This is a genomic window from Amycolatopsis thermalba (genome assembly GCF_023376025.1).
Classification (GTDB): domain Bacteria; phylum Actinomycetota; class Actinomycetes; order Mycobacteriales; family Pseudonocardiaceae; genus Amycolatopsis_E; species Amycolatopsis_E thermalba.
This window is the reverse complement of sequence record NZ_CP091196.1, coordinates 4,319,873-4,332,983: the sequence shown is the minus strand read 5'-3', so window position 1 is coordinate 4,332,983 and position 13,111 is coordinate 4,319,873. Positions and strand designations below refer to the sequence as shown.

Genomic DNA, 13,111 nt, shown 5'->3' with positions numbered 1-13,111 from the left:
CATGGCGATGCATGGTCATGCAAAGGGGGCGGGGGTGTTCCCGGCCACGCGGATCAGCCGGCGGAGGAGGTCCCGGGCCAGCCGGCCGGCGAAGCCCGGTGCCGCGCCGCTCAGGTCGTTGCTGATGCGCTGCTCGTCCACGCCCTCCTCCTTCGCCGCGGCATCGTCTCACGAAGAACGGCTGCCGCGGGCGGAACGCGCTAGTCCTCGCCCGCGGCGGTCGGGATATCGTTCGCCGCCGCCCAGGCGGCCACGTCCTGCCGCTGGATCGCCGCCGCCATCAGGTCCGGGAACTTCTCCGGCGTGCACGCGAACGCGGGGATCCCGAGCGCCGCCAGCGCGGCCGCGGTGTCGTGGTCGTAGGCGGGTGCTCCGTCGTCGCTCAGGGCGAGCAGGCACACCACCAGCACGCCGTCCGCCTGGAGCGCCTGCGCGCGCTGCAGCATCTCCTCTTCGTTGCCGCCCTCGAAGAGGTCGCTGATCAGCACCAGCACCGTGTCCCGCGGGGCGTCGATCCGGGTCTGGCAGTACGCCAGCGCCGCGTTGATGTCGGTGCCGCCGCCCAGCTGGACGCCGAACAGCAGCTCCACCGGGTCGGCCACCGACTCGGTCAGATCCGCCACCGCGGTGTCGAACGCGACGACCCGCGTCCGCAGCGACCGGATCGACGCCAGCACCGCCCCGAACACGCTCGCGTACACCACCGACGCCGCCATCGACCCGCTCTGGTCCAGGCACAGCACGATCTGCCTGCTCACGCTCGGCAGCCGCCGCCCGAACCCGACCAGCCGCTCCGGCACCACGGTGCGCTGCTCGGGCTGGTAGTGCTTCAGGTTGGCCAGGATCGTGCGGTTCCAGTCGATGTCGCCGTGCCGCGGCCGGCTCGTGCGGTTGGCGCGGTGCAGCGCCCCGCTCACCGCCTGCCGCGTCGGCTGCGCCAGCCGCTTCTCCAGGTCCTCGACCACCTTGCGCACCACCGCCCGCGCGGTGTCCCGCGACCGCTCCGGGATGGCCCGGTTGAGCGACAGCAGCGTGCCCACCAGGTGCACGTCGGGCTGCACCGACTCCAGCATCTCCGGCTCCAGCAGCAACTGCCGCAGCCCGAGCCGTTCCATGGCGTCGCGCTGCATCACCTGCACCACCGAGCTGGGGAAGTAGCCGCGGATGTCGCCCAGCCACCGCGCCACCCGCGGCGACGACCCGCCGAGCCCGCCCCGGCGGTCCTTCTCCTTGTCGTACAACGCCTCCAGCGTCGCGTCCCGCCGGGTGTCCACACCGGACAGCGACACGCCGGTGCCGTCGGCGTCCTGCCCGCCGAGCATCATCCGCCACCGCCGCAACCGATCGGTCATCCCAGCAGCTCCAGGATCCGCGGCACCACCAGGGCGGCCCGCTCGTGGTCCAGCGTTTCGTCCGCCGCCCGCACCCCGGACGCGCCGTCGCCGCGGTCGAGGCGTTTCACCCGCAACCCGATCTCCCGCCGCTCCGGCGCGGTGAACTCGGCGAACGTCCGGCGCAGCAACGGCAGCAGGTGGTCGAACACGTCCTCGCTCACCCCGGTGGCCCACCGGTCGACGATCTCCAGCAGCTCCGGCTCGTGCACCATCAGCGCCGCCTCCCCGGACAGGAACCCCTCCAGCCACCCCGCGGCCTGGGTGGCGTCCGCGGCCAGCGACAGCTGCCGGGACAGCCGGTCACCGGCGTCGGACACATCGAGCAGCCCGGCGTCCAGCAGCAGCCGCACCGCGCGGCCGGCGATCACCCCGGGCACGCCGAGCCGGTCGGCGACCGTCCGCAGCGCGCCGTACCAGACCTCCCGCAGCTCCCGCTGGTCGAGCAGCCCGATCCCGCGCTGCACGCTGTCGAGCAGCTGCCGCACCTCACGCCCGGCCTCGTCGTCGAGACCCGCGCACGCGGCGGGCAGCCCGACCGCGATGCGCGTGACCACCCCGGTCAGCACCCGCTGCACCAGCTCGGTGTCGGCGCGGCGCACGTTGCCGTAGCGGCGGACGCGCGCCATCGGCTCGACCGCCGCCATCAGCCGGGTGGTGTCGTGCTGGCGCGCCGCCCGCTCGTCGAGCGCGGCGAGCGCCCCGGCCAGCGCGTCCGGCAGGTCCGCGGTCAGGGTGTCCTCGACCAGCGCGCTGAGCTCCGCGATGTCGGCCCCGGCGGTGCGCTGCGCCACCACGGCCGTCGCCGCGGATTCGATCGTGGTGCCGTGCCCGCTCGCCTCGATCAGCGCCACCGCCAGCTCCGGCCGCCACTGGAGCACCCAGGATTCGCGGAACGTGCCTTTCGTCCGGGTGGTCTCCGCCGGCTCGCCCCACCGCACGCCGAGCAGCAGGAGCCGGTGCAGCAGCTTGCTGCGTTCCAGGTGCGTGGGCGTGCGCAGGTCCAGTTCCAGCGGCTGCTCGGCCGCGCTCTGCTTGAGCCGCAACCGTTTCCGGGTCGCTTCCAGGTCCTTCGCCAGCGGCACCATGGGCGTCTCGGCGGGCACGCGGCCGAGGATGTCGCCGACCAGCAGCTCGCGGGCGACCAGCCGCATCGGGACGTCCGACCCTCCACACAGGACGGACTGGCACGCCTCCAGCACCTCGGGCAGCCCGGGGTGGGGCCGGTTGCGCAGCACGGCGAGCGCGTCGGCGAGCCGGACGGCTTCGATCACCGCGGCCGGGGACACGTCGTGCTGCTCGCGGCGCAGCAGGTGCGCCACCCGCACCAGCCACCGGCGCACCGCCTCGTCCCGGGCGGTGGTGAACAGGTGGTGGTACCAGCCGGGGGAGGCGATGCCGGCGCCGTAGCCGCTGGCCAGGGCCAGCCGCGACGACGTCCACGGTACCCAGGTCGCGGCGACCTTCGTGGTGCGCAGGCCCTTGAGCAGCCGGTTGTCGGCGGCCTGCGACGGGAACTCCGGCGGCACCAGCACCGGCGCGTGCCAGGCCCCGCACACCACCGCGATGGTCCCGGCGCCGGCGCGGATGACGCCGCGCAGCACCCGCCGCATCGCGGCCTCGCGCCGTTGCGTGCGCAGGTCCGGCACGTGCCCTTCACGCAGCGCGCGCATGGCGTCGAGCAGCGCGTCGAACACCTCCAGCCCGTGGTAGCGCAGCTCGACCGCGTCCTCCCACCACCGTTCCGGGTCGTCGTACCCGGCGGCCGCGGCCAGCGTCGCGATCGGGTCGACCGGCGGTTCGGCGGCCGGGTCGTCGGCGTCCTCCAGCGCCAGCGCGACGTTCGCGGGCAGGTCGAGGAACCGCACCTGCCGGCCGTGCTCCAGCGCCCACCGCAGCGCCACCCACTCCGGGGAGAAGACCGCCATCGGGTAGAACGCGGCGGTGGCGGGCTTGTCGGCCGCGTACACCAGCCCGGCGACCGGCGGCCGCATGCCCGCCGCGGCGGCGAGCGGGGCGACCGCGTCCAGCTCCGGCGGCCCCTCGATCAGCACGACCTCCGGATCGAGCCGGCCCAGGGCGTCGGCCACCGCGCGGGCCGAACCCGGCCCGTGGTGGCGGATGCCGAGGACGTGGACGGTCACACCAGTTCCCGGCACGCGCGGTAGAGGTCGGACCACGGCTTGCGCTCGCGGACCACGGTCTCCAGGTACTCCTGCCACACGATCCGGTCCTGCACCGGGTCCTTCACGACCGCGCCGTGCAGCCCGGCCGCCACGTCGTCGGCGCGCACCACGCCGTCGCCGAAGTGCGTGGCCAGCGCGATCCCGTTGGTCATCACCGAGATCGCCTCGGCCGTGGACAGCGTGCCCGACGGCGACTTGATCCTGGTGCGGCCGTCGGTGGTGACCCCGTCGCGGAGCTCGCGGAACACCGTGACCACGCGGCGGATCTCGTCCACGGTCTCCGCCCCGGCCGGCAGCTGGAGCGACCGGCCCAGCTGCTCGACGCGCAGGCGGACGATCTCCACTTCGGACTCGGCGTCCTCCGGCAGCGGCAGCACCACGACGTTGAAGCGGCGCTTGAGCGCGGCGGACAGGTCGTTCACGCCGCGGTCGCGGTCGTTGGCGGTGGCGATCACGTTGAACCCGGCCAGCGCCTGCACCTCGCTGTCCAGCTCCGGGATCGGCAGGGTCTTCTCGCTGAGGATCGTGATCAGCGCGTCCTGCACGTCGGAGGGGATGCGGGTCAGCTCTTCGATCCGCGCGATGCCGCCGGTCTCCATCGCGCGCAGCACCGGGCTGGCGACCAGCGCCTTGGGCGAGGGGCCCTCGGCGAGCAGGCGCGCGTAGTTCCAGCCGTAGCGGATCGCCTCCTCCGCGGTGCCGGACGTGCCCTGCACGAGCTGCGTCGAGTCGCCGGAGATCGCCGCGGCCAGGTGCTCGGACAGCCACGTCTTCGCCGTGCCGGGCACGCCCAGCAGGAGCAGCGCGCGGTCGGTGGCGAGCGTGGCGATCGCGACCTCGACGAGCCGCCGCGCCCCGAGGTACTTCGGCGTGATCGGCGTGCCGTCCGGGGCTTGTCCGCCCAGGACGTAGGTGGCGACCGCCCACGGCGACAGCTTCCAGTTGGGCGGCCGGGGCCGGTCGTCGGCGGCGGCGAGCGCGGCCAGCTCGCCGGCGTGCTGCTGCTCGGCGTGTGCTCTCAGCACATCCGTCATGTGAACTCCTGCAGGATGGTCGCTCGGATGGTGAGCGCGTGGGCGATGCCGCGCAGGGTGCGCGCGGCGGGGTTGCGGTCGGTGCCGAGGCTCAAGAGCCAGTTCTCGACGGCGGCGAGCGCCGCGGGGTGCAGGTGCTCGGCCATGGCGCGGGCGGCCAGCCGCAGGACGGCGTCGGCCTTGCCGGTGCGCAGCCGCCCGACGATCTCGGTGGAGAACGCCGCCGGCCACGGCCCGGGCGCGGCGGCGAGCAGCGCGCCGAAGCGGGCGTCGAGTTTCTGCCGGCCGCCCAGGATCTCGGCGGCCACCTCCGGGGTGAGCGCGGCGATCAGCTCCGGGGTGGGCTGGTGGCGGGCGAGCGCGGTGAGCCAGTCCTGGTCGCGCTGGCGCAGCGCGGCCTTCGTCCAGCCGAGGAGGACGTCGTGGTCCGCCGCGGCGATCCAGCGGGTGTCCCAGGTGGACAGTGGGGTGGCGGCGAGGATCTGGATCAGCCGGGACGCGGCGCGGCCCAGGCCGGGTTCGCGGTGGCCGGTGACGCCGTCGCGGCGGGCCGCCTCGTCGGGTTCGCCGGGCAGGTCGAAGGCGCCGCCCCGCTGGTGGAGCGCCTGGGCGCGCGCGGCCATGCGGCGGGCGCGGGCCGAGCCGGGCAGGTGGTCGAGCAGGGCGGTGGCGGCCGCGCGGACGGTGGCGGCGCGGTCGTCGAGAGCGCGTTCGAGCAGGGGTTCGTCGTCGCCGGACAGGCCGGTGCGCAGGGTGTCCAGGAACGCGGCGCGGGTGGCGGCCGGTTCGGCGGCCCAGGTTTCCCCGACCAGGTCGCGGGCGCGGGCGGGTTCGGTGGCGCGCAGATCGGTCAGCAGCGCCACCCGCTCGGCGCGGGTGCCGGTGGCGAACCGCTCGGCCACCTCGCCGGGCGGGACGGTGGCCGCCCAGCTCCACGCCGGGTTGTGCCCGGCCAGCCAGGCGCCGCGCGGGCCGATGACCTCCCGGACGAGGCCGCGGGCGGTGGCGGTGGTCGTGCCGAAGCGGAGCAGCTCGGGCAGCAGCCGGTGGGGCGGGCGGCGTCCGGCGTCGCGGGCGGCGGTGAGCCAGTCGGTGGTGAGCGGTTCGGTGCCGGCTTCCAGGCGGATGGCGCGGGTGAGCAGCAGTTCCAGCAGCTGGGCGGCGGCCGGGGTGCACTCGGGACGGTCGTCGGGGGCGGCGGGTCCGGCTCGGGTGCCGCGCCAGGTGGGCGGGGTCCAGCCGGCGCGCCGGTAGCCGGCGGCCAGCGCCGCCGCGGCCAGGACGGCGGCCTCGGGGGTGCCGGCCGTGACGTTGCCGGCGCCGCGGATGCCGGAGGCGGCGAGGTCGAAGGGGCGGCGGCCGGTGCCGACCAGCGCCGTGCCGAGGAGGTCGTCCCAGGCGGTCACAGCGCCACCAGCCGGTCGCCGGCCTGCACGCTCAGCGGGTGCAGGCGCTCGTCGATCCACTCGCCGAACACCGGGGCCGGGTGGCCGCCGGTCAGGGCGAGCAGCTGCCACACGTCGGTGTCCGGGGCCAGGGTCAGCGCGGTGCCGCTCGCGTCGACGAGCAGCGGCGGTTCGCCGGGGACCACGGTCATCCCGGCCAGGGCGAGCGGAATGCGGCGCAGCCACGGGTTTCCGGCCAGCCATCGGGCGGCCTGCGCGAGGGCGGTGCGGACGTCGGTGGCGTGGGGGAGGCCGGAGCCGGGGGTGATCTTGTGCTCGTCGCCGGTGAGCAGGGCGCGGCGGGGCGAGCCGCCGGGGTAGCGGGCGATCTCGCCGTCCACGACGGACCCCAGCACGTGCGCGACCTTGAGCGCCTGACCGGCGGCGGCGAAGTCGAGCAGCACCACGGTCTCGCCGGTGCGCTCGCCGTGGAGCCAGGTGCGCTGGGACAGCAGGCGCTCGTCCTCCTCCTGGCTCAGGCCGACGACCCACCACCGGTCGGTGACGCGGTCGCCGATCTCGTCGCGGCGGCGGGCCCAGCCCAGGACCGTGCGCAGGTCGCCGAGCGCGGCTTCGTCCAGTTCGGCCCGGCGCCGCCACGCGCGGACCGCGAGGTACCAGCGGCCGAGCTCGCCGAGCAGGTGCTGGGCCCAGTCGGCGCGGGCGTGGATGTCGGCCCCGGCGGTGCGAACCCGGTCGGCGAGGCCGGGCAGCTGGGCGTCGACCAGGCGGGCGGCGGCGGTGTCCCAGAAGCCGGGCGGCTGGCGGCGGGCGGTGGCCAGGCCCTGGCGGACGAGGTCGTGCAGCCACAGCTCGAAGTCGTCGAGGCCGGCCGACATGAGCGACTCCCGCTCGGCGAGCCGTCTGGCCTGCGCTTCGGGGTCGGGTTTGGTGGGTTCCTTGCGGGGCGTGGCCGGGGCGACCCAGTCGGCCGGTCCGGTGTCCTCGGCGACGGATCCGTCGCCGGCGGCCCACATGAGCAGCAGTGCCAGGCCGTGCTTGCAGGGGAACTTGCGGCTCGGGCAGGTGCAGCGGAAGGAGGGCTCGGTGAGGTCGACGGTCACCTGGTAGGGGGCGCGGGCGCTGCCCTGGCACTTGCCCCAGACGAGTGAGCTGGTGCTGCCGAGGTCCGACCAGGTGCGCGGATGGGCCAGCCCGCGGGCGGCGCGCGCGGAGCCGGCGTCCGGGGCCAGCGCCAGCACCCGAGCCACCGTCCACCGCGCACCCACGCGGCCAGCCTATCCGCCGTGGCGGGGCCGCGGCCTGCTGGTTCACCGGGTGCCCACCCCCGGTGGGGAGTGCCTGGCCGGGTTCGGCCGGGCACGGATCAGGCGCGAGCCAGCGGGCCGGCGCGCCTGTCGGGGCCCCGTGCCAGTGTGACCTCCCCTCGGCGGGAGCTGCGGGTCAAGCGCGCGGGCTGCCCGTCGTGCCGCGGACCACCAGCTTCGGCTGGATCACCAGGTGCGCGGGCTCCCGCGCGGGGTCGTCGAGGCGGGAGACCACCGCGCGGACCGCCAGTTCGGCCTGCCGCTCCGGCGCCTGCGCCACCGTCGTCAGGTCGATGTGCGACAGCTGCGCCAGCGGGCTGTCGTCGAAACCCACCACCGAGATGTCGCCCGGCACCTCCAGCCCGGCCCGCCACACGGTGTCCAGGAACCCCACCGCGCACCGGTCGTTGCCGGCGAACACCGCGGTCGGCATCGACTCCCGGTCGGCCAGCAGGGCGCGCGCCGCCGCCGCGCCGGACTCCTCCGTCTGGTCGCCGGGCAGCACCGAGATGTGCTCGGCCAGCCCGTGCCGCCGCAGCGCGGCCTTGTAGGCGCGGCGCCGCTCGGCCGAACCGGGCCCGTCGCCGCCGTCGATGTGCGCGATCGACTTGTGCCCCAGCTCCACCAGGTAGTCGATGATCTGGCGGACCCCCTGGGCTTCCGCCGCGTGCACCGCGTCCACCTCGGCCCCGCTGAACCGGCGGCCCACCACCGCGGTCGGGATGCGCGTGGCGAGCTCCCGCACGTACCCCGGCTCCAGGTTCGGGCCGAGCAGCACCAGTCCCTCGCACCGGTGGCTGAGCAGCGCCTCGACCGCGGCCTGCTCGGCCCGGCTGGGCGCGGTCGCCGACAGCAGGATGTCGTAGCCCAGCTCCTCGGCCACCGGGTAGACGCCCTCGATCAGGTCGTTGTGGAAGGGGTTGCGCGCCGTGAACATCACGCCGAGCACCTTGCTGCGGGACCTCGCGAGCATCTGCGCGGCGCTGTCCGGCCGGTAACCCAGCTCGCGCGCCGCGGCGAACACCCGCTGCCGGGTCTCCTCGCTCGGCCCCCGCTCGTTGCGGAACACCAGCGACACCAGCGCCCGCGACACCCCGACCCGCTGGGCCACATCCCCCATGGTCGGGCGCCGCCCGCGCCTCGGCTTGCCGGGCTCGTCCCCGGCCTCTGCGCTCATCCACTTCCTCCGCGGCTCTTGACACGACTCTCGGCTGTCTCCATAGTACCGGGTACTAGAGCGCGCTAATAGAGCGCGCTAACCGCTCCCCGCAGGCCACACACAAGGAGGTGTCCGGGTGACCTTCGACGTCGTCACCATGGGCCGCATCGGCGTGGACATCTATCCACTGCAGACGGGTACCGGCCTGGAGGACGTCACCTCGTTCGGCAAGTACCTCGGTGGCAGCGCGACCAACGTCGCCGTCGCCGCCGCCCGGTACGGGCGCCGGACGGCGGTCGTCACCAAGACCGGCGCCGACCCGTTCGGCCGGTTCCTCCACCGGGCACTGGCCGGCTACGGCGTGGACGACCGCTTCGTCGGCACGTCCGGGCACCTGCCGACCCCGGTGACCTTCTGCGAGATCTTCCCGCCGGACGACTTCCCGCTCTACTTCTACCGTTTCCCGAAGGCCCCCGACCTCGACCTCGCGCCGGAGGATCTGGACTTCGGCGCGATCCGCGCCGCGAAGATCTTCTGGGTCACCGTCACCGGCCTGTCGCAGGAACCCAGCCGCTCCGCGACCCTGGCCGCGCTGGAGGCCCGGGCCCGCCGCGGGATCACGATCTTGGACCTGGACTACCGCCCGATGTTCTGGGAGTCCCGGGAACAGGCCCGCGAGTGGGTGGGCAAGGCCCTGGACCACGTCACCGTCGCCGTCGGCAACCTCGACGAGTGCGACACCGCGGTCGGCACCCGGGAGCCACGGGAAGCGGCGAAGGCGTTGCGGGACAAGGGGGTTTCGCTGGCGGTCGTCAAGCAGGGCCCGAAGGGTGTCCTCGCGGTGGACGACGACGGCGAGGTCGAGGTCCCGCCGGTGCCGGTGCGGGTGGTCAACGGCCTCGGCGCGGGGGACGCGTTCGGCGGGGCCCTGTGCCACGGGCTGCTGTCCGGCTGGGACACCGCGCGGGTCATGCGCTTCGCCAACGCCGCCGGGGCGCACGTGGCCGGTGAACTGTCCTGTTCGGACGCGATGCCGACCGAAGACCAGGTACTGCGCAAGCTGGGAGGAACACAGGGTGTCTGAGACGGTGCGGCGGATCGTCGCGAAGCGGGTGCACGACCCGGAGGCGATCGCCGAGGCGGCGGCGAACCGGGTGCGGGCCAAGTCGCCGTTCAACGACAAGGGCCGGACGATGATCATCGCCGCGGACCACCCCGCCCGGGGTGCGAACGCCGTCGGCGGGGACCCGCTGGCGATGGCCGACCGGGGTGAGCTGCTGGACCGCCTCTGCCTGGCGCTGGAACGGCCGGGGGTCACCGGGGTGCTGGCGACCGCGGACATCCTCGACGACCTGTTGCTGCTGGGCGTGCTGGACGGCAAGACGGTGATCGGCTCGATGAACCGCACCGGCCTGGCCGGGTCGGCCTTCGAGATCGACGACCGGTTCGCCTGCTGCGACGCCGAGTCGATCGAGCGGATGCGCTTCGACGGCGGCAAGACGCTGACCCGGATCTGCCTGACCGACCCGGCCACCCCGGGCGTCCTGGAGAACACCGCGCGGGCGGTCAACGAGCTGGCCGAACGGAAGCTGATCGCGATGGTCGAGCCGTTCCTGTCCGAATGGGTGGACGGGAAGCTGCGCAACGACCTCTCCCCGGAGGCCGTCATCAGGTCCATCACCATCGCCTCCGGGCTGGGCCGCACCTCGGCCTGCACCTGGCTGAAGCTGCCGGTGGTCGCGGACATGGAGCGGGTGATGGCGTCCTCGACGCTGCCCGCCGTGCTGCTGGGCGGCGAGGTCGAGGACCCGGACGCGGCGTTCGCGTCCTGGCAGCAGGCGCTCGCGCTGCCGACCGTGCAGGGGCTCGTGGTGGGGCGGTCGCTGCTGTACCCGCACGACGGCGATGTCGCCAAGGCAGTGGACACGGCGGTGGGGCTGCTGTGAAGCTCCATCGCGAGGCGGGCAGCACCGCCGGGGGACCGTTCGACGTGGTGGTCACCCCGGAGTCGGCCGGCTGGGTCCACTCCGGACTGCGGGTGCTGGACCTGGACGGCACCGAAACCGTCCGCACCGGCGACTTCGAGACACTCGTGTTGCCGCTGTCCGGCAGCTGCACGGTCACCGTGGACGGTGAGGAGTTCGCTCTCGCCGGCCGCGCCGGGGTGTTCGACTCGGTCACCGATTTCGCCTACCTGCCGCGGGATGCGGAGGCCACGATTGCCGGCACCGGCCGGTTCGCGTTGCCGGCCGCGAAGACCGGCCGCCGCTTGCCGGCGCGGTACCAGCCGGCGAGCGCGACCCCGGTGGAACTGCGGGGCGCGGGCAACTGCTCCCGCCAGGTCAACAACTACTGCCTGCCGCACACCTTCGACGCCGGCCGGCTGCTGGTGTGCGAGGTGCTGACGCCGGGCGGGAACTGGTCGTCCTACCCGCCGCACAAGCACGACGAAGCCCGCGACGGCGAAAGCGTGCTGGAGGAGATCTACTACTTCGAGGTCTCCGGCGGCGGCATGGGCTACCAGCGCGTGTACGGCTCCTCCGACGTGCTGGCCGAGGTCCGCAGCGGGGACGTGGTGCTGATCCCGCACGGCTGGCACGGCCCGTCGATGGCCGCGCCCGGCTACGACCTCTACTACCTCAACGTGATGGCCGGGCCGGGCCCGGACCGCGCCTGGCTGATCTGCGACGACCCCGCCCACGGCTGGGTGCGCCAGACCTGGGAGTCCCAGGACACCGACCCGCGCCTTCCCTTCGGGAGCACGCCATGAGACTCACCACCGCGCAGGCGCTCGTGAAGTTCCTCGCGAACCAGTACTCCGAGCGCGACGGCGTCGAGCAGCGCCTGATCCCCGGCACCTGGGGCATCTTCGGGCACGGCAACGTCGCCGGCATCGGGCAGGCGCTGCTGCAGTACGCCGACGAGATGCCCTACTACCTGGCCCGCAACGAGCAGGGCCAGGTGCACGCGGCGGCGGCGTTCGCCAAGATGCGCAACCGGCTGCAGACCTTCGCCTGCACGGCGTCGACCGGCCCGGGCTCGACGAACATGATCACCGGCGCGGCCCTGGCGACCACCAACCGGCTGCCCGTGCTGCTGCTGCCGTCCGACATGTTCGCCACCCGGTCCCCGGATCCGGCGTTGCAGCAGCTGGAGGACACCCGCGGCGGGGACGTGACGGTCAACGACGCGTTCCGGCCGGTGTCGAAGTACTTCGACCGCATCACCCGCCCCGAGCAGCTCATCCCGGCCGCGCTCGCGGCGATGCGGGTGCTCACCGACCCCGTGGAGACCGGGGCGGTGACCCTGTGCCTGCCGCAGGACGTGCAGGCCGAGGCGTTCGACTGGCCGGAGGAGTTCTTCCGCCGCCGCGTCTGGCACATCGGCCGCCCCCTGCCCGAACCCGGCGCCCTGGCCCGTGCCGCCGGGTTGCTGCGTGGAGCGAAGGCGCCGTTGATCGTGGCCGGCGGGGGAGTGGTGTACTCGCAAGCCGAGCCGGAACTCCGCGCGTTCGCCGAGGCCACCGGCATCCCGGTGGCCGACACGCACGCGGGGAAGGGCGCGGTCCCGTGGGACCACCCGTGCGCGGTCGGCGGGATCGGGTCCACCGGCACCACCGCCGCGAACGCGCTGGCCGCGGAGGCGGATGTGGTGCTGGGCATCGGCACCCGCTACTCCGACTTCACCACCGCCAGCCACACCGTGTTCGGCAACCCGGACGTGGAGTTCGTGAACCTGAACGTGGCCCGCCTCGACGCCGCCAAGCATTCGGCGGAGATGCTGCTGGCCGACGCCAAGCTCGGCATCGCAGGACTGCGCCAGGCGCTCGGCGGCTGGCAGGTCGGCGAGGCCTACCGCGCCCGCGCCCGGATGCTCGCCGACGACTGGAACCGCACGGCCGACGCCTGCTTCACCGTCGGCCACCAGCCGCTGCCCGCGCAGACCGAGATCCTCGGCGCCCTCAACGCCGCCCTGGACGACCGGGACGTGGTGATCAACGCGGCCGGCTCCATGCCCGGCGACCTGCAGATGCTCTGGCGCGCTCGCGACCCGAAGGCGTATAACGTCGAATACGCCTTCTCCTGTATGGGCTACGAGGTGGCGGCCGGGATCGGCACGAAGATGGCCGCACCGGACCGGGAGGTCGTCGTCCTGGTCGGCGACGGCTCCTACCTGATGATGGCGCAGGAGATCGTCACCATGGTCTCCGAGGGCCTCAAGGTGATCATCGTCCTGGTGCAGAACCACGGCTTCGCCTCCATCGGCTCCCTGTCGGAAACCCTGGGCTCCCAGCGGTTCGGCACGCGGTACCGGTACCGCAGCGGCGACACCGGCCTGCTGGAAGGCGGCGTGCTGCCGGTCGACCTGGCGGCCAACGCGGAAAGCCTCGGCGCCACGGTCCTGCGGGCGTCCACGGTGGACGAGTTCCGGGCGGCGATCGCCCGGGCGAAGGCGAACCGCACGACCACCGTCGTGCACGTGGAGACCGACCTGTACGGCCCCAACCCGCCCGGATCGGCGTGGTGGGACGTGCCGGTCAGCGAGGTCTCCGAACTCGACTCGACCCGCAAGGCCTACGAAACCTACTCCGCCACCAAACGAGCACAGCGCCACTACCTGTGAGGAAC

The 13,111-nt window shown here is 74.1% G+C and carries 11 protein-coding genes; 4 read left to right on the top strand and 7 right to left on the bottom strand.

The window, feature by feature from the left end:
- Positions 1–15: 15 nt before the first annotated feature.
- From L1857_RS35420 to L1857_RS20895, 7 genes are all read right to left on the bottom strand, one after another.
- On the bottom strand, positions 16–141 hold the full coding sequence (locus L1857_RS35420; protein WP_275895884.1) for a hypothetical protein: 126 nt from the start codon (positions 139–141) through the stop codon (positions 16–18).
- Between the two features lie 59 nt (positions 142–200).
- Positions 201–1,352: a VWA domain-containing protein gene (locus L1857_RS20920; protein WP_249465978.1), complete on the bottom strand. Its 1,152-nt coding sequence runs from the start codon at positions 1,350–1,352 to the stop codon at positions 201–203.
- Positions 1,349–3,535, bottom strand: a complete 2,187-nt coding sequence (locus L1857_RS20915; protein WP_249465969.1) for a DUF5682 family protein — start codon at positions 3,533–3,535, stop codon at positions 1,349–1,351. The genes L1857_RS20920 and L1857_RS20915 overlap by 4 nt, the downstream gene beginning before the upstream one ends.
- Positions 3,532–4,611: an ATP-binding protein gene (locus L1857_RS20910; protein WP_249465961.1), complete on the bottom strand. Its 1,080-nt coding sequence runs from the start codon at positions 4,609–4,611 to the stop codon at positions 3,532–3,534. The genes L1857_RS20915 and L1857_RS20910 overlap by 4 nt, the downstream gene beginning before the upstream one ends.
- Positions 4,608–6,017 carry a DUF5691 domain-containing protein gene (locus L1857_RS20905; RefSeq protein WP_249465958.1) on the bottom strand — a complete coding sequence of 470 codons (1,410 nt, stop codon included), beginning with the start codon at positions 6,015–6,017 and terminating at the stop codon, positions 4,608–4,610. Before L1857_RS20905 ends, L1857_RS20910 begins: the two co-directional genes overlap by 4 nt.
- Positions 6,014–7,285 (bottom strand): SWIM zinc finger family protein, encoded by a 1,272-nt coding sequence (locus tag L1857_RS20900; protein WP_240323406.1) that lies wholly within the window; start codon positions 7,283–7,285, stop codon positions 6,014–6,016. The genes L1857_RS20905 and L1857_RS20900 overlap by 4 nt, the downstream gene beginning before the upstream one ends.
- Positions 7,286–7,460: 175 nt before the next feature.
- Positions 7,461–8,501 carry a LacI family DNA-binding transcriptional regulator gene (locus tag L1857_RS20895; protein WP_240323405.1) on the bottom strand — a complete coding sequence of 347 codons (1,041 nt, stop codon included), beginning with the start codon at positions 8,499–8,501 and terminating at the stop codon, positions 7,461–7,463.
- A 118-nt stretch (positions 8,502–8,619) separates the two neighbouring features.
- On the opposite strand from L1857_RS20895, the gene iolC reads away from it, so the two are divergent.
- Genes iolC through iolD form a run of 4 tightly spaced genes read left to right on the top strand, consistent with a single transcriptional unit; the run spans position 8,620 to position 13,106 of the window.
- On the top strand, positions 8,620–9,567 hold the full coding sequence (iolC, locus tag L1857_RS20890) for a 5-dehydro-2-deoxygluconokinase (protein WP_255407817.1): 948 nt from the start codon (positions 8,620–8,622) through the stop codon (positions 9,565–9,567).
- The gene (locus L1857_RS20885; RefSeq protein WP_094002815.1) at positions 9,560–10,429 is read left to right on the top strand and encodes a Cgl0159 family (beta/alpha)8-fold protein; all 870 of its coding nucleotides are present in this window, start codon (positions 9,560–9,562) and stop codon (positions 10,427–10,429) included. Before iolC ends, L1857_RS20885 begins: the two co-directional genes overlap by 8 nt.
- Positions 10,426–11,253, top strand: a complete 828-nt coding sequence (iolB, locus tag L1857_RS20880) for a 5-deoxy-glucuronate isomerase (protein ID WP_094002816.1) — start codon at positions 10,426–10,428, stop codon at positions 11,251–11,253. Before L1857_RS20885 ends, iolB begins: the two co-directional genes overlap by 4 nt.
- Positions 11,250–13,106: a 3D-(3,5/4)-trihydroxycyclohexane-1,2-dione acylhydrolase (decyclizing) gene (iolD, locus tag L1857_RS20875; RefSeq protein ID WP_249465951.1), complete on the top strand. Its 1,857-nt coding sequence runs from the start codon at positions 11,250–11,252 to the stop codon at positions 13,104–13,106. Before iolB ends, iolD begins: the two co-directional genes overlap by 4 nt.
- The last annotated feature ends 5 nt before the right edge of the window (positions 13,107–13,111 follow it).